This is a genomic window from Streptomyces xinghaiensis S187 (genome assembly GCF_000220705.2).
Classification (GTDB): Bacteria; Actinomycetota; Actinomycetes; order Streptomycetales; family Streptomycetaceae; genus Streptomyces; species Streptomyces xinghaiensis.
The window spans coordinates 909653-929719 of record NZ_CP023202.1 but is presented as its reverse complement, the minus strand read 5'-3'; the positions used below and the strand labels follow the sequence as shown (position 1 = coordinate 929719).

Annotated in this window: 15 protein-coding genes and 2 pseudogenes; 12 read left to right on the top strand and 5 right to left on the bottom strand. The window is 70.8% G+C overall.

Annotated features, from left to right (window positions below):
• Positions 1 to 3 precede the first annotated feature (3 nt).
• The 4 genes from SXIN_RS03955 to SXIN_RS03940 are packed head-to-tail and all read left to right on the top strand — an operon-like array spanning position 4 to position 3882.
• The gene (locus SXIN_RS03955) at positions 4 to 1380 is read left to right on the top strand and encodes an acetyl-CoA carboxylase biotin carboxylase subunit (RefSeq protein WP_019710681.1); all 1377 of its coding nucleotides are present in this window, start codon (positions 4 to 6) and stop codon (positions 1378 to 1380) included.
• Positions 1377 to 2264, top strand: coding sequence for a 5-oxoprolinase subunit B family protein (locus SXIN_RS03950; protein ID WP_019710680.1), 888 nt, complete (start codon positions 1377 to 1379; stop codon positions 2262 to 2264). The genes SXIN_RS03955 and SXIN_RS03950 overlap by 4 nt, the downstream gene beginning before the upstream one ends.
• Positions 2254 to 3225, top strand: a complete 972-nt coding sequence (locus SXIN_RS03945) for a 5-oxoprolinase subunit C family protein (RefSeq protein ID WP_019710679.1) — start codon at positions 2254 to 2256, stop codon at positions 3223 to 3225. The genes SXIN_RS03950 and SXIN_RS03945 overlap by 11 nt, the downstream gene beginning before the upstream one ends.
• Before the next feature lie 60 nt (positions 3226 to 3285).
• Positions 3286 to 3882 (top strand): biotin transporter BioY, encoded by a 597-nt coding sequence (locus SXIN_RS03940; protein WP_019710678.1) that lies wholly within the window; start codon positions 3286 to 3288, stop codon positions 3880 to 3882.
• A 130-nt stretch (positions 3883 to 4012) separates the two neighbouring features.
• Here SXIN_RS03940 and SXIN_RS03935 read toward each other — a convergent pair.
• Positions 4013 to 5277: pseudogene (locus tag SXIN_RS03935) on the bottom strand (alpha/beta fold hydrolase).
• Between the two features lie 156 nt (positions 5278 to 5433).
• Here SXIN_RS03935 and SXIN_RS31695 point away from each other — a divergent pair.
• Positions 5434 to 5748, top strand: coding sequence for an IS3 family transposase (locus SXIN_RS31695; protein ID WP_039823030.1), 315 nt, complete (start codon positions 5434 to 5436; stop codon positions 5746 to 5748).
• Between the two features lie 158 nt (positions 5749 to 5906).
• Here SXIN_RS31695 and SXIN_RS03925 read toward each other — a convergent pair whose 3' ends face one another.
• The 4 genes and pseudogenes from SXIN_RS03925 to SXIN_RS03915 form a co-directional block, all read right to left on the bottom strand.
• Positions 5907 to 6713 carry an APH(3')-V family aminoglycoside O-phosphotransferase gene (locus tag SXIN_RS03925; RefSeq protein WP_039823067.1) on the bottom strand — a complete coding sequence of 269 codons (807 nt, stop codon included), beginning with the start codon at positions 6711 to 6713 and terminating at the stop codon, positions 5907 to 5909.
• Positions 6714 to 6863: 150 nt separating this feature from the next.
• Positions 6864 to 7976: pseudogene (locus SXIN_RS32870) on the bottom strand (MAB_1171c family putative transporter); the annotation flags it as partial.
• Entirely contained in the window at positions 7966 to 8484 is a 519-nt protein-coding gene (locus SXIN_RS03920; RefSeq protein WP_039823029.1) for a hypothetical protein, read from the bottom strand. The pseudogene SXIN_RS32870 and the gene SXIN_RS03920, both read right to left, overlap by 11 nt.
• A 577-nt stretch (positions 8485 to 9061) precedes the next feature.
• A complete protein-coding gene (locus SXIN_RS03915) occupies positions 9062 to 9571 on the bottom strand; it encodes a hypothetical protein (protein ID WP_192883546.1) in 510 nt (169 codons plus the stop codon).
• 217 nt (positions 9572 to 9788) lie between these two features.
• On the opposite strand from SXIN_RS03915, the gene SXIN_RS03910 reads away from it, so the two are divergent.
• From SXIN_RS03910 to SXIN_RS03880, 7 genes are all read left to right on the top strand, one after another.
• Entirely contained in the window at positions 9789 to 10811 is a 1023-nt protein-coding gene (locus SXIN_RS03910) for a zinc-dependent alcohol dehydrogenase (RefSeq protein ID WP_019710672.1), read from the top strand.
• A gap of 79 nt (positions 10812 to 10890) precedes the next feature.
• The gene (locus tag SXIN_RS03905; protein WP_039823026.1) at positions 10891 to 12165 is read left to right on the top strand and encodes a DegT/DnrJ/EryC1/StrS family aminotransferase; all 1275 of its coding nucleotides are present in this window, start codon (positions 10891 to 10893) and stop codon (positions 12163 to 12165) included.
• A gap of 55 nt (positions 12166 to 12220) precedes the next feature.
• Positions 12221 to 13396, top strand: coding sequence for a 2-deoxy-scyllo-inosose synthase (locus SXIN_RS03900; protein WP_019710670.1), 1176 nt, complete (start codon positions 12221 to 12223; stop codon positions 13394 to 13396).
• A gap of 71 nt (positions 13397 to 13467) precedes the next feature.
• Complete coding sequence (locus SXIN_RS03895; RefSeq protein WP_019710669.1) at positions 13468 to 14736, top strand: glycosyltransferase family 4 protein; 1269 nt, start codon at positions 13468 to 13470, stop codon at positions 14734 to 14736.
• A complete protein-coding gene (locus tag SXIN_RS03890; RefSeq protein ID WP_095757909.1) occupies positions 14733 to 16568 on the top strand; it encodes an ABC transporter ATP-binding protein in 1836 nt (611 codons plus the stop codon). Before SXIN_RS03895 ends, SXIN_RS03890 begins: the two co-directional genes overlap by 4 nt.
• Complete coding sequence (locus SXIN_RS03885; RefSeq protein WP_019710667.1) at positions 16565 to 18349, top strand: ABC transporter ATP-binding protein; 1785 nt, start codon at positions 16565 to 16567, stop codon at positions 18347 to 18349. Before SXIN_RS03890 ends, SXIN_RS03885 begins: the two co-directional genes overlap by 4 nt.
• 77 nt (positions 18350 to 18426) lie before the next feature.
• The gene (locus SXIN_RS03880) at positions 18427 to 20052 is read left to right on the top strand and encodes a GMC oxidoreductase (RefSeq protein WP_019710666.1); all 1626 of its coding nucleotides are present in this window, start codon (positions 18427 to 18429) and stop codon (positions 20050 to 20052) included.
• The last annotated feature ends 15 nt before the right edge of the window (positions 20053 to 20067 follow it).

Below are 20067 nucleotides of genomic sequence, written 5' to 3'. Positions count from 1 at the left end.
AACATGCGCAAGCTTCTGGTTGCCAACCGCGGCGAGATCGCCGTACGGGTCATACGCGCGGCCCGCGAACTCGATGTTCGGACCGTCGCGGTCTGCAGCGAGACCGACACCGAGGCCCTGCACGTGCGCATGGCCGACGAGCACGTCGTGATCGGCCCCGCACCCGCGGCCCGCAGCTACCTGGACGCCGACGCCGTGGTGGCCGCCGCCGTCCGCCTGCGGGCCGACGCGGTGCATCCCGGCTACGGGTTCCTCTCCGAGCGCGCCGCGTTCGCCCAGCAGGTCATCGACGCGGGAATGACGTTCGTCGGGCCGTCCCCCGAGGCCATCCACCTGATGGGCGACAAGGCGCTGGCCCGCTCCACCGCCGCCCGCGCGGGAGTACCCACCGTGCCCGGCTCCGACGGACCGCTGACCGACGTGGACAGCGCCCTGGAAACCGCCGGACACGTCGGCTACCCGATCGCGGTGAAGGCGGCGGCCGGCGGCGGAGGCCGCGGTATACGCGTCGTGCGATCACCGGCCGAACTGCGTGAGGCGCTCCCCCTCGCCCAGGCCGAGGCCAAGGCGGCGTTCGGCAACGGCGAGGTCTACCTCGAACGGTTCGTGCACAACGCCCGCCACATCGAAGTGCAGGTCTTCGGCGACGGCGAGCGCTTCGTACACCTGGGAGAGCGCGACTGCTCTCTGCAACGGCGCCGGCAGAAGGTGGTCGAGGAGGCCTGCGCGCCCAACCTCCCCGCACAGGTGCGCCAGGACATGACCAACGCGGCGGTGAGCCTGGCCGCCGCAGTGTCCTACTCCGGCGCCGGGACGGTGGAGTTCCTCTACGACTCCGCGCGGCAGGAGTTCTTCTTCATCGAGATGAACACCCGCATCCAGGTCGAGCACCCCGTCACCGAGATGGTCACCGGCAGGGACCTGGTGCGCGAGCAGCTCACGGTCGCCGCGGGCGCCCCCCTGTCATTCACCCAGCAACAAGTCGAACCACGCGGCCATGCACTGGAGTTCAGGCTCAACGCAGAGGACCCCGGCGCGGGATTCATGCCCAGCCCCGGCACGATCACCGTGATGCGGATGCCCGGAGGGCCATTCGTACGCATCGACTCGGGCTGCGAACAGGGCAGCCAGGTCAGCCCGTTCTACGACTCGCTCATCGCCAAACTCATCGTCTGGGGTGACACCCGTGAGGCCGCTCTGGCGCGCGCCCGCCGGGCGCTGGACGAGATCGAGGTGCGGGGAGTGGCCACCACGGCCCCGTTCCTGCGCTCCCTGGTCGATCTACCGGAGTTCGCCGAGGCGAACTACCACACCACGTTCCTGGAGAGTTGGATGGCAGGCCATGCCTCCGACCGCGACGCCGCAGGGAGGGCCGCATGAGTCCGCTCAACAGCCGTTACTCGTGGGGCGGAGACGAACACCTGGTCGTCCAGCTCGACGAGGCAATGAGCCTGGAAGTCAACTTCGAGGCGATGGCCATGGCCAGGCTTCTGCAAAGCCAGAAGCTGCCAGGCGTGATCGACGTCTGTCCCGCGAACGCCTCCCTCATGGTGCGCTTCGACCCGGATGTCATTGCCCCGGCGGCACTGGAGGGCGCGGTGCGCCAAGTCGAGCGGGAGGTCGGCGACGCGCCGTCCCTGACGCTCCAGACCCGCATCGTCGAAGTACCCGTCTGGTATGACGACCCGTTCACCAACGAGACCGGTGCCCGGTTCCGCGACCGGCACCAGCGGCCGGAGGGAAACGACCTGGAGTTCGCCGCGATCGAGAACGGCCTGCCTTCGGTGCAGGCGTTCATCGACCGCCACTCCGGTTCGCCGTGGATCACCTCGATGGTCGGCTTCGTCGCCGGCCTTCCCTTCCTCTTCCAGATGGTTCCGCAGGAGCGACAGCTCGAAGTCCCCAAGTACCTGCGTCCCCGCACCGACACGCCGGCGCTGACCGTCGGGTACGGCGGTTGCTTCTCCTGCATCTACTCGGTGCGCGGCGCCGGCGGCTACCAGATGTTCGGCGTCACCCCCGTACCCATCTTCGACCCGGCCCGCAAGCTCCCCGACTTCGCGGACTTCATGGTCTTCTTCCGGCCCGGCGACATCGTCAAGTTCCGCGCGATCGACGGGGACGAGTACGAGCGCGTCAGACAGGACGTGGAAGCAGGGGCATTCCGCTACCGCCAGAGCCCGGTCAGCTTCAGCCTGCACGACTTCCTGGCAGGCCCCGACGCCTACAACGCCACACTGCTGGAGGCCCTGCATGGCCATTGAGATCCTCAACCCCGGCCTTGCCTCGAGCATCCAGGACAGGGGCCGCCCCGGCTACTACGAGGTCGGCATCCCGCCATCGGGCGCGGTCGACCTGTACTCGGCCCTGGCCGCGAACCTGCTGGTCGGCAACGACGACGGGGCCGCACTGATCGAAGCCGCGTACATGGGGCCCGAACTGCGGTTCACCGCGCCCGCAGTAGTGGCCGTCACGGGCGCCGGGATGCCAGTGAAGGTCAACGGCCGGTCCGCGCCACAGTGGGAGTCCTTCGATATCGGCGCCGGGGACGTTCTCTCCTTCGGCTTCCTGGAACACGGCGCCCGGATCTACATCGCGGTGTCCGGGGGCATCGACGTACCGCTCGTGCTGGGCAGCCGGTCGACATACGCCCTCGGCGCGTTCGGCGGGTTCGACGGCCGCACGCTCAAGGCCGGGGACGTACTGGCCACCGGCACTGATACCGGATCCGGGCGGCCGGGGCGAGCTGTTCCGGAGCACCTCCGCCCCGAGCTGTCCCGCGAGCTCGAACTGCGCGTCATGCTCGGCCTGTACGACTACCGGCTCACCCCGGCCGGCCTCACGGCGCTGCTGGACACCACATGGACGCTGACGCCCGTCGCGGACCGGGTCGGCTTCCGGTACAGCGGCGGAACACTGGAGTGGAAGGAACGAGTGCAGCCGTTCGGCGCCGGGTCAGACCCGTCGAACATCGTGGACGCCGGATACCCCCTCGGATCCATCCAGGTCCCCGGCGGGGTGGAGCCCATCATCCTGCACCGCGATGCCGTCTCCGGCGGCGGCTACGCCATGGTCGCAACGGTGATCAGTGCCGACCTCGACGCCGTCGGCCAGTCCGCGCCCGGGTCCCGGACCCGCTTCTGCCCGGTGTCCATGGAGCAAGCGCTCCAGGCCCGGGCGGAAACCGCAGCGCGTGTCCGGCAACTGCGCACGGCGCTGTCCTAACCGCCTGCGACACGCAGCCTTTGCCGCCGCCACCACCGTTCGAAGGGATCCACCTCAACCATGAGTTCCGTCGCATACGCCATCCCCCGGCGGGGCGCACTCGCCGACTCCGTCTGGGCGCGCAGCCGCGTCCGTGACGCCGTGCTCGTCCTCGGGGCCGCCGGGCTCACCGCGCTGGCCGCCCAGATATCGGTGCCCGTACCGGGATCGCCGGTCCCCGTCACACTGCAGACGTTCGCCGTCCTGGTCACCGCTGCCGCACTGGGTGCCACACGCGGCGCGCTGGGCCAACTCCTCTACCTCGCCATCGGTGCCGCGGGCTTGCCGGTCTTCTCCGGGGCGACGGGCGGCCTGTCCACCGTCCTCGGCGCGACCGGCGGCTACCTGCTCGGGTTCGTCGTCGCCGGCTACCTCGTCGGAGCACTCGCCCAGCGGGGCGCCGACCGGCGCGTCGCCGGCACGCTGCTGGCCTACCTCGCGGGCTCGGCAGCCATCTACGCGGTGGGTGTTCCCGTGCTCGCCGCCGTCACGCACCAGTCGCTCGGGTGGGCGGTGCTCCACGGACTGGTGCCGTTCCTCGTCGGCGACGTGCTCAAGGCAGTCGCCGCGAGCGCGGCTCTGCCCGCGGCCTGGCGTGTGATGGGCCGCAGGCGCTGACGGAACGGGTCTGCCCGGCTCGGGACCGCGGCTCGCAGCAGTCGCGAGCCGCGGTCCCGAGCCGGACAGTCGCAGGTGGTAGGGCGGAGAGCCGTGCTTTCCCGCGGCACCGGGTTGGCGGCACAAGGCCCTACGCGCGTCCCGCGGCCAGGTCCATCAAGCGGGACAGTACGCGGTCACCGGCAACGGTGACGCCGTCGTGCTCCCATTCGTTGGTGACCCATACCCGGGTGGCGCCGACCTCGCGTGCGGTGCACAGGGAGAGCCCGGCATCCACGTACATGTCGTCGTGGTAGACGAGTGCGGCGAGCGGGACCCGGTTGGCGGCGAGGCGGCGACGGTCGTACAGCGGTGGCCAGTCGGAGCGTTCGGCCAGCAGATCGGCGGCGTCGGCGAACGGACGCAGGCCACTGATCTCGCGAAACATCCAGGGGTAGATCATCTCTCCGGTGAGCAGAAGAGGATCGGCGTCTTCGGCGAACTCCGGAAACGCGGCCATGGCCCTGGACGCCGCCCAGTTGGTCGGACCTGCGCCCTGGCCGTACAGGGTCTCCTGCATGACGGCAAAGAGCGGATTGTCGATGAAGCCGGTCAGTGTCAGCACTTGGTGCAGGAAGGTGTCGGTTGGCTTCCCGTCCTCGTCGAGAGCTTCATCGAGAAGCCAGTGGATCCGCTCGAAGCCGTCGCCCATACCGAGGACGAGGCCGAGCGTACGCAGGCGGTGGGAGGTGAGCCGGTCTCCGTCGGGCAGGCGTACATCGGTGGTGGCCAGGAGACGGGCTATCCCGCGCAGCCGGGCGGCATCGTGGGGATAGCGAGTGTAGAAGTCGCGGACCCGGTCCCGTACCCGGGGATAGGTGCGGGCGTAAACGTCGTCGGCGGTCGCCGAGAGGCCGGGCAGGCCGCCGGTCACGTAGCAGGCACGCAGACCTTCGGGGGCTTGAGACAGATAAGTGAGGGTGATGAAGCCGCCGTAGCTCTGGCCGAGAGTCTCCCAGGGCTCGTCGCCGCACAGTTGCCGGCGGATCAGCTCGGCGTCCGCGACGATCGAGTCGGCGCGGAAGTGGCCCAGATGCTCGGCCAGCCGGGCTGGTGAGGCGAAGCGAGAGGCAGCCCGGGCGGTAACGGGGGTGGAACGCCCAGTGCCGCGCTGGTCGAGGAGGAGGACCCGGTGGGTTTTGAGAGCCTGGGCAGCCAGCCGGGTGAACCGGCTGAGGGCCTGGGTGACTTGCCGCCGGGGCCGCCCTGTAGATAGAGAAGCCAGGGTAGCTGGTCACCGACTTTGCCTACTTCGGTGACTTCTCGGGCGAAGATCTGGATGGTCGGGCCGTGCGGGGCCGCGTGGTCGAGGGGGACGGTGAAGACGTGGTCGACGGTCGCGTACGCAGAGTTCATGGGTCCCTTTCGTAGCCACACGACGCATGAGGTGTGACATTGTACAATGGGTAGTCGGTGATGCAGTGCACCCCGCCTGGTCCCTGTTCGGGTCTGCTGCACGGATAGGTGACATCTGATCCGGCTTGCCTGTGGGCGGCCTGGAAGGGTGTTGCTGTGCCTGCTCCCCATCCCGAAGAGTTCCGTGATGACGTCGTGCGGGTGGCCCGGAACCATGAGAAGGGTGCGACCCTCGCCCAGACCGCGAGGGACTTCGGTGTTCGTGAGATGACGCTGTCGAAGTGGCTGCGCCGGGCCGCCGTGGAAGACGGCGAGAAGCCCGGTGTCACCAGGTCGGAGTCGGCGGAGAACCGTGAACTGAAGAAGCGGGTGCGGCTGCTGGAGCAGGAGAACGAGGTCCTGCGCCGGGCTGCGCTGGGCTCTGTTCTCGTAGAGGCGGGCGAATCACTGGCCAGCCAGGGTGCCCACTGAACGTTCCTTCCCGTTCCGGACCCCGGAGAGCCCAGCACGGCCGTACCTCCAGGATCTTCGGACTCCCTCCGGCAAACGACAGCAAGATCACGAGCGGAGATCAACCACATCATCAAGACCTCGGTCCCCGCGAGCGAAGGACCGAGGTGAGAAGCAGGTCAGAAGAACTCATCGAGTAGCTGGTAGAAGGCCATCTTGTCCTTGTCGACGCGGTGGGCGCCGTACTGCTCGAGGAACCGCTCGGCGTATGCGGGGCCGAACCAGGGGTCCTCGTCGATCTCCAGCTCGCGGGCGGCGAGGGCGAGGTCGGCGTGGCGGTCGGCGACGCCGAGGCGGCCCACATCGATCACTCCGGTCACCTGGCACGTCTCTGGGTCGAGCAGCACGTTGTTGGGGCACAGGTCGCCGTGGCAGACGACCAGGTCCTCCTTCTCGGGCCGGGCGCGGTCGAGTTCGGCGAGGAGCTGGTCGCCGGTCCAGCCGGCGTGCTCGTCCTGGAGGTCGTCGAGGTCGACCAGGCCCTCCCGGACGTTGTGCCGGGCCTCGGCGACCGCCACGTCGAGGCGGCGGTCGAAGGGGCAGTCGTCCACGGGGAGTTCGTGGAGGGTGCGGGCCAGTTCGGCGATCGCCTCGACGACGGCGGTCCGCTGGTGTTCGGGCCACTCCTCAGAGGCCGCGGCGCCGGGCACGGCTTCGGTGACGAGCCAGACGGTGGTGTCGTCGGCGCCGCGCTCGACGATACGGGGAACGGGGATGCCGTGGTGCGCGAGCCATTCGAGGCGGTCTGCCTCGCCGACGAGGTCGAAGGCGGGGTTCTCCGGGGTACGCGGCGCGATTTTCGCATAGAGCTCGGGCCGGTGGCCGGTGAGGTGGTAGACGAAGGCACCTGAATCCCCTTCGTTCACGAGGCGCCATGCGTAGTGCGGATATGTCCGGCGTAATGTGCTGTCCATGGTCGGAATCATGGCAGAGACTGCCTTCCTCTCCTGGGTCATTTTCCCGGACGGTTTCGGACAGGGCGGGGAAAGGGTCACCGGTCTTCTCCTGCGGCGGTACCCCGCGGCGGCCGCCACCCCCGGGCCGAAGTCCTTTACGCAGGGGGAGAGATAGGCCTCCGTGAGGAGCAGCAGGAAGGCGGTTTCGGCGGCGAGGTCGCCGGCTTCCTGGCTGCTGGTGGGCATGTCGGCCGCGGGGTCGGGCCCTGCGCCGGCGAGTTTGGCGGCGCGTGCCCTGCTCAGCACGCAGGCGGTCACGTAGGCGTCGGCGTGGTCGGCGGGAATGCCGCAGCGGACCACGTGGGCGCGGGCGCTGCGGGAAACGCCCGGATCGGTGTAGTGGCTGAGGACGAGAATGACGTCGCGTACTTCGATGACCTTCCGGTAGGCGATGAGCCGCCAGGAGAGCTGCGGCTGGAGAAGGACCAGCAGGCGGGAGCGGGTGGGGGAGAGGGCGACGTGCGGCACGGCGTCGACCAGGTCCCGCCACAGCGGCCAGATCCGCCAGATGGTGCGGGCGTGGTCGGCGGTATGGCGCAGCTGCATGACGGTGGGTACGAGAAGCGCGGCGGCGCGCAGCACCGCGTGCAGGCTGATGATGAGGCAGAGGGGAACGCCCGGGCGGGAGCCGGCAGCCAGCAGGAAGTAGTGAGTGAGCCAGAAGAGGCCGGCGAGGGCGGTGCCCCAGCCGAAAAGGGTCAGGCCGAGGTTGACGGACGCATGGGGGCCGCGGCGGCCGTACGTCCAGCAGACCCGGACGCACGCGGCACAGGCCACCACGTGCGCGGTGATGAGGAGAAGCCAGTACGCGGCAGAGGATGGCCGGGCGAGGGTGAAGGGCGGTCCGTGGCCCGGCGCCGGGGCGGCTCCCAGGCCGGCGAGGGCCAGGAGTGCGGCCATCACGGTGATCATGGCGACCAGGACAGTGCCCGTGTGACGGCGACCGCGGGTCGCGTACACGGCGAAGTGCAGGACGGCCGCAGCGGACATGACGCCGACCTGGTTCTTGGCGAGAGCGACAGCCCGCGGGGAGCCGGTGAGTTCGGCGGCGTACGCGCTCACCGGCCCCAGGTGCAGGGTCATCGCGACGGCGGCCGAGGCCACGGCGAGCCACAGTCCCCGCTGGTGCGGGTTGCGTACGGCGGGGCGGGCCCGGAGCAGGACAGCGGCCCAGAGGAAGCCGACGCTGAACGTCTCCAGAGTGCCCCAGGCCCCCGGTAAGTCACAGCTCATGGTCGGTGCTCACTCCGAGGGCCGCGTGCAGTTTGCCGTAGGTGTCGGACGGCGGGCACCGGACAGGCCCGGTTTCGCCGGTGCGGATCAGGGTGGCCAGCATCTCGGCTTCCTGCTCCTGGCGGGTTGAGTAGTTGGCACGGGCGAGGATGCGGCGGACGAGCCGAGGGCTGAGGTCGCCGAGGAGGCCCACGGGTGAGCCGGCGGTGTCCGTGACGGCGTGGTGGTTGAAGAGCATGTGGCCGATCTCGTGCAGCACGATATGTTCCTGGTGGGACCGGGCTGTGCGCTGCTCGTAGAAGATGTGGTCGTCGGTGTCGGTGGCCACCCACAGTCCGCACGCTCCTGCCGCGGCGGCCTGGGGAGGCAGCGGGTGCAGGTGGAGAGGGCGCCTGCGGTGTGCGGAGAGGTGGGCGCACAGCGGCTCGATGGAGAACGGACGGGGCAGGGCGAGTTGGTCCAGCAGCGGTCGACAGCGTCGGCGCAGCCTGGCGATCCTGTACGGCATGCGGTGTGTACCGTTTGGCCTTCCTGGGTCGGCGTTGACGGGCGTGGCGGGAACGGTCCGTCCGCCGGGTTCGCCCGCGCTGCAGGGCGCCATCGCGGCACGGCGGCATGGCCGCACGGTGCCGTCTTTTGCGGCAGCGCGACTCGGGCGTCAGCGGGATGACGGCCGGCCGGGGCCACCTGGTCGTACGGGAGCGCGCCGGGGTGCTTCCGGCGCGGGTCGGCATGCCGGGGCGCGCGGAGCGGGTCCCGTGTGGTGGTCGCGGCTGTACGGACGGGCGGTTGGCGGCGGCCCTGGTCAGAACCGGCTGTGTGGCCGGTGGTGGGTTACCACTCCGCTGTGAAGGAACCTGTGGCCGAACTCGCGGGGAAACCCGAGAGGGAAGCCGTGTGGGGAACCGCGCGGACATCCGTGCCGGAGAAGGAAACGATTCTCCGCTGCCTTGCGATGCCTGTTGGGCGATGAACGATATGAGAAATGATGACAGCCTCCCCATGCATGACGTCTCTCCAGACGACGCCAGCGGCCATATTCCGTAGCCTCTGCTGTTGCTGGGCCCGTTGTTCCGTAGCCCCGGCTACGTCGTGCTTCCGGACGTTCCGGTCGGGCCGCCGTCCGGTGCGCCCATGTGGTCTTGGTCGTTGAACGCTGCAAGGTTCTGCACTCTGCGGGCCTCGTTGACCATGATGAGCAGAGCGTCCAGGCTCTCCGCGGACAGGCCGTCGGCCCGCAGGGCGAGGTTGCGCACGCGGGCGTCGCGCAGCGCCGTGGCCAGCTTGAGCTGTGAGTTGACGCGTTCGGCCGTCTCCTCGTTGAGGAAGTACTCGGGCGGTACCCCGAAGAACTCGGCCAGCACGTCCAGTTGCTCGAGCGTGACGTTGCGCTTCTTGCCCGTGGCGAGTTCCCACAGGTAGGTCCCGGAGATGGCACCGCCGGTGGTCTCGCGGATCTCCTTCGCCAGCCGGGCGTAGCCCGGTCGCTTGCGCTGGTCCGGGTACATGGCGGCGATCAACTCGTTGAGCCGCTGGCCGAACTCCCGCACCAGCGGCCGCTCCGGCGGCTCAGGGACCTGCCCGCTACCCGCCATGCGCATCTCTCCCTTCCGTTCCGGCTCCCCCGGACACCTGGCGCGCTTCCGTGACCGCTTCAGCGGACAATGCTCACCCGATCATCAAACAACCATCAGCCACTGTTGACAAGTTGACATCAACCCAGCGTACGATCCTGCCAAGCTTCATCAACTTTAGCGAACGCCACTCGCCCGGGGACCGCCGGGCGCTCCCTGACCACGGAGGTCCGGCACGATGAAGGCTCTGGTGTTCGAGGCCCCCGAGCGGGCCGTCCTCACTCACCGCGACATACCGGATCCGGCACCCGGCGAAGCTCTCGTCCGCATCGCCTACAACTCCGTCTGCGGCAGTGATCTCTCCTTCTACAAGGGCGTCTGGCACGGTTTCACGTACCCGGTCGTGCCCGGACACGAGTGGAGCGGCACGGTCGTCGACGTCAACGGCGCCCGGGGAACCAACCTCGTCGGCAGCAACGTGGTCGGCGACCTGACCTGCTCGTGCGGCGTCTGCGCACACTGCGTAGCCGGGACGCCGACCCTCTGCGAGGACCTGGGCGAGCTCGGGTTCACCCGGGACGGTGCCTGCGCCGAGTACATGACCATTCCCGTCGCGAACCTCAGGCGGCTGCCGGACACCCTTCCGCTGCGCGCCGCCTGCCAGGTCGAGCCGCTGGCGGTCGCGCTCAATGCGGTGGACCGGTTGGGGGTCGCCGGCGGCGAGAAGGTCGCCGTCATGGGCGCCGGCGGCATCGGGCTGCTGCTCGTCCAGGCCGTACGGCTGCGCGGTGGCACCGTCACCGCGGTGGCCGAGCCCGTGCCCGAACGCCGCGCCGCCGCCCTGGCCATGGGCGTCCCCGCAGCCGTGTCCGGCGCCCCGGGGGCCCTGGTCGAGTTGACCGGCGCGAACCCGGACGCGGTGCCCGATGTCGTCCTGGAAGGGTCGGGATACCCGACTGCGGTACAGGAGGCCGTGGAGGCCGTCCGCCCGGGCGGACGCGTCGGCCTGGTCGGCTACCGCATCGAGGAGTCGGCCGTGATGGCCCCGCACCACATCGTGCTCAAGATGCTCACCGTCCGGGCGTCCATGGGCCCCGGCACCTGCTTCGAGGAGGCCATCGACGTCCTGGCGTCCGGCGCCGTCGACGTGGACGGCCTGCTCAGCCACGAGTTCCCGCTCGACGACCACGCCAAGGCCCTCGACGTGGCCCTGCGCCGCTCGGACGGCAACACCCGCTCGTACTTCAACCTCCACGCCTGAACGACGCCGTGCCCCGCGCCGGCCGCCCCTCCCGTACCTCATCCGCACATCCACGGCATGACATCAGGAAGGAAGGTCCATGGTTTCCCGGTTGGCAGTGAACGGCGGCGACGCGTTACGCACGCGCCCCTGGCCCGCATGGCCGCAACCCGCGCCTGGGGTTGCCGGCGCAATGGCGGATGTCCTCGGATCCGGCCGGTGGTCGATCAGCGGCCCCTACCGCGGCACCGACTCCTACGAGCGGCGCTTCGCCCGGGCGTTCGCCGCCTACAACGGTGTGCCGCACTGCGTGCCCGCCGCGAGCGGTACCGCCGGCCTGATGCTGGCCCTGGAGGCGTGCGAGGTGGGCGCCGGAGACGAGGTGATCGTCCCCGGCCTGTCCTGGGTCGCGTCCGGCTCCACCATTCTCGGTGTCAACGCCGTTCCCGTCTTCTGCGACGTCGAAGCCGACACGCTCTGCCTCTCACCCGACGCGGTCGAGGCCGCGATCACCGAACGCACCCGGGCCATCGTCGTGGTCCACCTCTACTCGGCCCTCGCTGACATGGACCCGCTCCTGCGGATCGCCGAGCGCCACGGGCTGCCCCTCATCGAGGACTGCGCCCAGGCGCACGGCGCCACCTACCGGGGAGTCAAGGTCGGTGCGCTCTCCACCGCCGGAACCTTCAGCATGCAACACAGCAAGGTGCTCACCAGCGGCGAGGGCGGCGCCGTCGTCACCCGTGACGCGCACTTCGCCCGTCGCGTGGAGCACCTGCGGGCCGATGGCCGCTGCCTGTCCGCCACCCTGCCCAGCCCCGGGGCCATGGAACTGGTCGAGACCGGCGAGCTGATGGGGAGCAACCGGTGCCTGTCCGAATTCCAGGCAGCCATTCTCACCGAGCAGCTCACCATCCTCGACGAGCAGAACGAGACCCGCCGCTCCAACGCCGCCCGCCTCGACGGCCTCCTCGGCGGGCTGGGCCTGCGCCCGCAGACCACGTCCGCCGGCACCACCTCCCGTACCTACTACACCTACGCGGTGCGGCTGCCCGACGGCGTGCTGGAGGACGTCCCCGTCACCGAGGTGACAGACGCGCTCACCGCCGAGCTCGGCTTCCCCGTGCTGCCCTGCTATGCCCCGATCCCGGCCAACAAGCTGTACGCGCCGCACACCCGCAGGCGCTACACGCTGGGTCTGGCCCACGAGGAGCGCATCGACCCCAAGAGGTTCGCGCTGCCCGTGTGCGAGGGCGCCGCGCGGCGGACGGTGACCCTGCACCACGCCGCCCTGCTCGGCGGCGAAGAAGACATGGGTGACATCGCCGCGGCCTTCGCCAAGGTCCTGCGGCACGGCGCCGAACTGGTGCATTGACCACGGCAACCCACCGCATCCCAGTCCCGCGAACCGCCGGAGGATCCGAAGGATCATGCAGGTCACACCCATCGCGATGGAAGACGCCTCATTCCCCTACCGGCTCGGCACCGAGTGTGCCGAGGACGTCATCACCTGCCTCGCCGCACTCGGCGCCAGCAGCTACCTGGTGGTGGCGGACACCACGGTGGCCGAGCTCTACGGCCTCGACCTCGCCACCCGCATCGGCAAGGAGGCCGGCCCGGCCCACCTCCTCACCCACGAGGCGGGCGAGGTGCACAAGGTTCTGGCCACCGTGTCCGCGCTCGCGGAGCAGGCCCTGGAGCGCGGAGCGGACCGACGCTCCCTCGTCGTCGCACTCGGCGGCGGCGTCACCGGCAACATCGCCGGCCTGATGGCGTCGCTGCTGTTCCGCGGAATCCGCCTCGTCCACGTGCCGACCACGGTGGTGGCCATGCTCGACTCGGTGCTCTCGCTGAAGCAGGCCGTCAACGCCACCTTCGGCAAGAACCTGGTCGGCACCTTCTACCAGCCCGTCGAAGTCCTGGCCGACACCGCCTTCCTGCGCACACTGCCGCCCCGCGAGATCCGCTCCGGCATGGGCGAGGTGGTGAAGAACGCCCTCGCCATCCGGCCGGCCATGCTCGACCGGCTCGCGGGCGCCCTGCGTGTTGACGCGCGCTACGACGACGAGACCCTGCGCTGGATCATCGCGGAGAGCCTGGCCGCCAAGGCCGACGTCACTCGGGACGACAAGCACGAGCGTCGCTCCGGCCTCGTTCTGGAGTACGGCCACACCGCCGGGCACGCCATCGAGCACGCCTCCCGCGGCGAGGTTGCCCATGGGGCGGGCGTCGCCGTCGGCATGACCGTCGCCGCCGAAGTCTCCCGCCGTCTGGGGCACGCCGACGCCGGCCTCGTCCCTCTGCACCGCGAACTGGTCGCAGCCGCCGGGGTGGAGCCCGCGATTCCGGCACACGTCGACACATCACTGATCAGGAACTGGCTGGCGTACGACAACAAGCGCGGCTACCTCGACAGCCCGCCCGGGCACACCCCGATGGTGCTGTTGTCGGCGCCCGGCGACGTCCTGCACACGGGGACCCTGCCGCTCGTGCCCGTCCCCCTCGCCCTGCTGGACGAGGTTGTCGACGAGGCGGCTTCGCGCGGCGGGGCCGCCGAGCCCGCAGCGGCGTACGCGGGCTCTCCACCGGCCGGCCCGCTGCCGTAACCGGCACAACCGCGCCACCCCGTACCGCGTATCGCCTTCGCCAACCGCCCTCCCTTTCCGTGGAGTTCCCCGTGCGTGTGCTGCGGCTCACCCCCTTCTTCCACCACGACTGCGTCACCGCCTGGCCCGCGGAGTTCGACGCCGTCGGGGGCATGCAGGTGCAGATCCTCCGCCTCTCGCGGGAGCTGGCCGACCGTGGCGTGGAGCAGCTCGTCATGACCGTGGGGTTCCCCGGACTGCCCCGGGAGCGGGTCGACCGGCCAGGGCTCACGGTCCGCGTCACCCGCGCTCCGCTTCCCCGACTGCGCTCCGAGCTGACCGGCCTCGTCGGGCTCAACCAGGCGTGGCTCGCCGCGGTGCCGGCGGCGTGCCGGCCACTGCGCCGCACCTGGCAGCCGGACCTCGTGCACGTCCACGCGGACGGACAGCTGTGGGCGCTGCTCGCCGGGCCGCTCGTGTCGCGGATTCTCGGCGCGCCGTACGTCATCACGCTGCACTGCTCACGGCTGGCGGTGTACGAGCCGATGTCCCGGTTCGACCGGCTCCAGCACCGGCTGGTGACCGCGGCCGAGCGGTACGCCCTGCGGCACGCCCGCCGGGTCTCGGTGCTCACCGCGCGCACCGCGGACACGGTGGCGCGGCTGCTGCCGCTCGACCGTGCCCTGGTGGACGTGCTGCCCGACTCGGTCGGGGATGTACGGCCCGTGCCGCGGCGGCGGGCGGAAGAGTATGTCCGTTCACTGGGCGTGCCGGCCGGTGTGCCGGTGGTCGGCTGGGTCGGCCGGATCGCGCACGAGAAGGGGTGGCGGGACTTCGTCGCCATGGCGGGCCGGTGGGACGCCACGGTTTCGGCGGCGCCCGGGGCGGTGTTTCTCGTGGTGGGTGACGGGCCGCAGCGGGAGCGGATGCGGGAGGCCGTCGGGGCGGCGAGGCTGGCAAACCGGTTCGTGTTCACCGGGTTCCTGCCGCACGACGCGGTGCCGTCCGTGATGACGGCGCTGGACGTGCTCGTCATGCCGTCCGCCCACGAGGAGCTGGGCGGCAGCGCGCTGGAGGCCATGGTGTGCGGGACGCCGGTGGCGGGTTACGCCGTCGGCGGGCTGCCCGACACGGTCGGTTCGGTCACTCCGGGGCTGCTTGTTCCGCGCGGCGACGTGGCGGCGCTGGCCCGCGTCGCCGGTGAGGCGGTCACGGAGGCGGAACGGCACCGCAAGACGGTGGCCTCGGCGGTGCCGGACCTGCTGAGCCGTTATGGGGCGGACACCGTGGAGCGGGCGCTGGCACACTACCGACGGGCGCTCGGCCGGACCTCCGGGGGAGGTGCCGGGTGTACGCCATGACGTCGCTGCGACGCTGCGCCCCCTATCTGCGCCCGCACCGCTGGCTGATGGCGGGGGCGTGCGTCGCTGCCTTCGGGTCGATGCTCGCGGGTCTGGCCATGCCGCTGGTGCTCCAGCGGCTGGTGGACGGGCCGGTCGTGGAGCGGGACCTCGCCGCGCTTCCGTGGTTCATCGGCGGGTTCGCCCTCCTCGGTGTGGTCGAAGCGGTCCTGCTGGGCGCGCGCCGGCTGCTGGTGGTGCGCCCGGCGACCCGGCTGGAGACGGCGATGCGCGCCGACGTGTCGGCGCACATCCAGCGGCTGCCCCTGTCGTTCCATTCCCGCTGGCAGTCCGGTCAGTTACGGTCCCGGACCGTCTCGGACGTGATGGAGATCGGCCGGTTCGCGGCCTTCTCTGCCATCTACCTGATGGTCAACGTCGCGGCGCTCGCCGTGGGTCTGGGCGTCCTGGCGTGGCTGGCACCGGTGCTCGCGCTGATCGTGTTCCTGGCGTACGTGCCGATGGTGGTGGCCACCACGGTGTTCGAGCAGCGGTTCCGGGTGGTGGCACGCTCCGCGCAGGAAGTGGGCGGAGACCTGTCCACGACCGTGGAGGAGTCGGTGCTCGGTGTGCGGGTGCTGAAGGTGTTCGGGCGCGGCCCGGAGGCGGTGCGCCAGTTCACCGGCCGGGCGCGTCGGCTGCGGGACTTGGAGCTGCGGAAGCTGTCGTACACGGCGGCCCTGTGGTGGATCATCACGGCGCTGCCGGACCTGGCGATCGTGGCGATGATCGGATACGGCGGCCACAGTGTCGCCACTGGCGCGCTCACACTGGGCACGCTGATGGCCGCGGTGACAGTTGCCACGTATCTGCGCTGGCCGGCCGACACACTGGGCTGGCTGACCGCCGACGCGTCGACGGCGGCCACGGCGGCCGACCGGTACTGGCAGGTGCGGGACGAGCCGGTGACGGTGACCGACCCGGAGCGCCCCCGGCCTCTGCCGTCACCCGTGCGTGGCGAGATCCGCCTGGAGGGAGTGCACTACGCGCACCCGGGTGGCCGCACCGCGACGCTGCGGGGCGTCGACCTGACGGTCCGGGCGGGCACCACGGTGGCCGTCGCCGGGGCGACGGGCTCCGGCAAGAGCACGCTGCTGTCGCTGCTGTCCCGGCTGGACGACCCGACGTCGGGGCGCATCACGCTGGACGGTGTGGATCTGCGCGATCTGGCCCTGGCCGACCTGCGGTCGGTGGTGTCCGGAGCGTTCGACGACCCGGTGCTGTTCTCCGGCACGGTGCGGGCCAACGTCACGCTGGGCCTACCGGAGACCGGTGACGCGGCTGCGGGCGAGGACGGTGATGCCGCGGTGTGGGAAGCGCTGCGGACGGTACGCGCGGACGCATTCGTCTCCGCTCTGCCCGACAAGCTGTCCACGGTGATCGGTGAGGAGGGCCTGGGCCTGTCGGGCGGTCAGCGGCAGCGGCTGGCGCTGGCCCGGGCCATCCTGCGCAGGCCGACGGTACTGGTGCTGGACGACGCGCTGTCCGCCCTGGACGTACGGACCGAGCGGGAGGTGGAGACCGCTCTGCGCGGGGTGCTCTGCCGCGTCACCACGTTCGTGGCCGCGCACCGACCGGGCACTCTGCGCCTGGCGGACCAGGTGGTGTTCCTCTCCGGTGGGCGGGTCGCCGCGACGGGCACGCACGACGAGTTGATGGCTCGTGAGCCGGAGTACCGGCTGCTGGTCGCGCCGTCGCTGCCCACGGTCATCGCGCGCCCGGAGGACGACTCCGACGACATCCTCGACGACATCACGGCGGACGGCATGGCAGGACGGGGGCGGACACGATGAAGGGACACGAGGAAGCACCGTCCCGGGCCCAGCGGGACGCCCTGCTGCGCATGCTGCTGTGGCCCAAGCGGCGCCGGCTGGCGGCCGCCACCGCGCTGGCCCTGGTGGAGAACGTGTGCGGGCTGGTCCCGCCGCTGCTGATCGCCGCCGCCATCGACCGGGGTGTGCCCGAGGCAGCGGACGGCCGGTGGACGCCGCTGATCGGCTTCACGGCTGCGGCACTGGCTGCCGGGCTGACCACGGCCACGCTCAAGTGGTGCTTTCTGCGCTACTCCGGCGGCATTGCCCAGGACCTCTTGTTCGAGCTGCGGCACCGGGCCTTCACCCATGTGATGGGCCAGCCGCTGGCGTTCCACGAGTCGTATCCCTCGGGGCGGGTGATCGCCCGGCTGTCCAGTGATGTGGAGTCGGTCGAGGAGATGCTGGAGATGGGCTTGGACGGGCTGTTCTCCGCGCTGTTCTCGATGGTCGGAATCCTCGCCGTGATGCTGTGGATGGACCAGCCGATGGCCGCGGTCGTGATCGTGCTGTTCATCCCGCTGTACGTGCTGACGCAGTGGTTCCGGAACCGGTCGCGGCGCGCCTACCGGAGCACCAGGACGGCCGTCGAGGGCGTAGTGCAGCACACGGTGGAGGCCTTCAACGGCATCAGGGCCGTACAGGCGTTCCGCCGCGAGGAGGCCAACGCGGCCCGGCTGCGCCGGCTCGACGCCCGGTACACGGTGGCGCGGGCGGACGCCGGCTGGGTGAGCGCCACCTTCAGCGGCGGAGTGAAGCTCATCGGCAACCTGTCATTGGCCGGGCTGCTGACGTTGGGCGTGTTCCGCATGGACCAGGGCCAGTTGGCCATCGGCACGCTCACCGCGTTCCTGCTGTACGTGCACCGGCTGTACGACCCGATCGACGAGCTGGCGAGTTTCGCCAACGCCTTTTCGGCGGCGTCGGCGGGCTTGGAGAAGATCGGTGCGCTGTTCGTGCCCCACCCGGCGGTGGCCGAGCCGAAGCGTCCGGTTGCGTTGCCGGCGGACCCGCCGGGCGGGCGGGGCGCCGTGAGGTTCGAGGGCGTCCACTTCCGGTACGGCGATGAGGGCCGCCGTGTGCTGTCCGGCGTCGACCTGGTGCTCGAACCGGGCCGTACGGTCGCCCTGGTGGGCACCACCGGCGCCGGCAAGTCCACGATCGCCAAGCTGATGGCGCGGCTGTACGATCCCGCGGCGGGCCGGGTCAGGCTGGACGGGGTGGACCTGCGGGAGCTGGCCGACGCCGAACTGCGCGGCGCCGTCTCGATGATCACCCAGGAGGCGTTCCTGTTCTCCGGGTCGGTCGCGGACAACATCGCGCTGGGCCGGCCGGACGCTTCACGAGCCGAGATCCGGGCGGCCGCTGAGTCGGTGGGCGCGCACGGATTCATCAGCGCGCTGCCCGGTGGCTACGACACGGACGTGCACAAGCGGGGTTCGGGCCTGTCGGCCGGCCAGCGGCAGTTGATCGCCATGGCGCGGGTGATGCTGACCTCGCCGCGCGTGCTGATTCTCGACGAGGCGACGTCCAGCATGGACACCCCGTCGGAGCGGGCCGTGCACGAAGCGCTGACCCGGGTCCTCGCGGGCCGCACCGCGGTGATCATCGCGCACCGGTTGTCCACGCTCGCCATCGCCGATCGCGTCCTGGTCATCGAGAACGGGGCGGTGGTCGAGGACGGCAGTCCGGCGCAACTGCTGAATGCGGGCGGACGGTTCGCCGGCATGCAGCGGGGCTGGCTGGCCGTCACGACAGCGTGACGTCGCCATGCCCCGGGAGCTTCTGCCCGGTGGCTCTCCCCGCCTCCCCGTAATCACCCTTCGACGAAAGGCACACGATGAAGCGCCTTCGGGGCCCCCTGCCCTCGGACACCGCGCACGCATGGCACCCCGAGCCGCTGGGGCCCGTGCACCGCGACGGGTGGGACCCCCGGGACGACGGCCGGATCTGGGACGTCGTCGTGATCGGCAGCGGTGCCAGTGGTTCGGTGGCCGCAGACCGGCTCGTCCGGCAAGGGCTGGACGTCCTGATGGTCGAGGAGGGTTTCCGGCTCTCTCCCGGCCTCGGCAACCCGGAGCTGGACGACATGTGCCGCACCGCCCTGGCCCGTGACGGCAACGGCGGCTGGACCGACGAGGGCTGGCCGTGGACGACATCCAACCTGGGCGGCGGGACGGTCTTCTACGGCGGCGCCTCGTGGCGCTACCGGCCGTTCGACTTCGATCCGAGCGAGCTGATCGACGCCGGCGACCTCGATGTGCGCTGGCCGTACGGGCTCGCCGAACTCGCCCCGTACTACGACGTGCTGGAGCGGCGGCTCGGGGTGTGCGGCGGCGAGGAGGGGGGAGGCAGCCGCGGCCCGGCGCACCCGCCAACAGCCGCGGCCGAGGTTCTGTATGAGGCGGGCACCGAACTCGGCTACGACCCGTTCCCCACACCACTGGCCATCAACCGCCATGCTCACGACGGGCGTTCGGCGTGCGCGCGGGACACGCTGTGCGTGAGCCACCAGTGCCCGACGGGCGCCAAGGGGGACGCCGTCGCCGTCTTCCTCGCCCCGCTCGCCGGACACCCCGGCTTCGCGCTGCGGACTGGGCTGCGGGCACTGCGCCTGGACCAGGAGAGGTCGGACGCGGTCACCTCGGTCACCTGCCTGGACCGGCTGACCCGCACCGCGCACCGGATCCGGGCCAGGTCGTTCGTCGTCGCGTGCAACGCGATCCAGACGGCCGCGCTGCTGCTGCGGTCCCACGGTGGGCACGCACCGGGCGGCGTGGGCAACCACTCGGGCCTCGTGGGCCGCGGGCTGACGATGAAGCTGAGCGAGTACGTCAGCGGCTTCGTCGAGGTGTCGGCGGAGACGACGCTCGCCGACTGGCGCACACACTCGGGCCCGTTCTCCACGATCGCGTTCCTCGACCACTACGTGGACCCCGGCTGCCCCACAGGCGTGGGCGGCATGATCTACGAGTCGAAGAACGACATGCCCGAGCGCATCCGGCATGACGTGCTGGAGCTGCGCGTCGAGACGATCCTTGCCGACCACCCGAACCTGGACAACCGGGTCCGGTTGTCCCGCCGCGTCGACGAGGACGGCGTGCCGGCCGTCGTCATCGACTACACCACCGACCCGCGCGACCTGCGCCGCCTCGCCTACATGACCGGCAAGTGCGAACGGCTGCTGCGGCAGGCGGGCGCGACCGCTATCCAGCACGAGGAGAGCGGGTTCGCGCAGGGCAGCTGTCATCTGCACGGCACCTGCCGGGCCGGCGACGACCCGGCCACGTCGGTGGTGGACGGCTGGGGCCGCGTCCACTCGGCGCCCAACGTGTACGTCGTCGACGGCAGCTTCATGCCGTACCCGGGCGGCCTCAATCCCACCCTCACCATCCAGGCGCACGCGCTGCGCAGCGCCAAGGCGGTGGCCGGCGACCTGGTGTCCCGGCACGCCGCGCATGTATGAGCCACCGCACCGCGG

Coding starts and splice junctions, on each gene's coding strand:
- SXIN_RS03890 (WP_095757909.1), top strand. CDS start 14,733: ATGACGTCGCTGCGACGCTGCGCCCCCTATCTGCGCCCGCACCGCTGG.
- SXIN_RS03945 (WP_019710679.1), top strand. CDS start 2,254: ATGGCCATTGAGATCCTCAACCCCGGCCTTGCCTCGAGCATCCAGGAC.
- SXIN_RS03915 (WP_192883546.1), bottom strand. CDS start 9,571: ATGGCGGGTAGCGGGCAGGTCCCTGAGCCGCCGGAGCGGCCGCTGGTG.
- SXIN_RS03950 (WP_019710680.1), top strand. CDS start 1,377: ATGAGTCCGCTCAACAGCCGTTACTCGTGGGGCGGAGACGAACACCTG.
- SXIN_RS03900 (WP_019710670.1), top strand. CDS start 12,221: ATGCAGGTCACACCCATCGCGATGGAAGACGCCTCATTCCCCTACCGG.
- SXIN_RS03910 (WP_019710672.1), top strand. CDS start 9,789: ATGAAGGCTCTGGTGTTCGAGGCCCCCGAGCGGGCCGTCCTCACTCAC.
- SXIN_RS03920 (WP_039823029.1), bottom strand. CDS start 8,484: ATGCCGTACAGGATCGCCAGGCTGCGCCGACGCTGTCGACCGCTGCTG.
- SXIN_RS03955 (WP_019710681.1), top strand. CDS start 4: ATGCGCAAGCTTCTGGTTGCCAACCGCGGCGAGATCGCCGTACGGGTC.
- SXIN_RS03885 (WP_019710667.1), top strand. CDS start 16,565: ATGAAGGGACACGAGGAAGCACCGTCCCGGGCCCAGCGGGACGCCCTG.
- SXIN_RS03925 (WP_039823067.1), bottom strand. CDS start 6,713: ATGATTCCGACCATGGACAGCACATTACGCCGGACATATCCGCACTAC.
- SXIN_RS03880 (WP_019710666.1), top strand. CDS start 18,427: ATGAAGCGCCTTCGGGGCCCCCTGCCCTCGGACACCGCGCACGCATGG.
- SXIN_RS03940 (WP_019710678.1), top strand. CDS start 3,286: ATGAGTTCCGTCGCATACGCCATCCCCCGGCGGGGCGCACTCGCCGAC.
- SXIN_RS03905 (WP_039823026.1), top strand. CDS start 10,891: ATGGTTTCCCGGTTGGCAGTGAACGGCGGCGACGCGTTACGCACGCGC.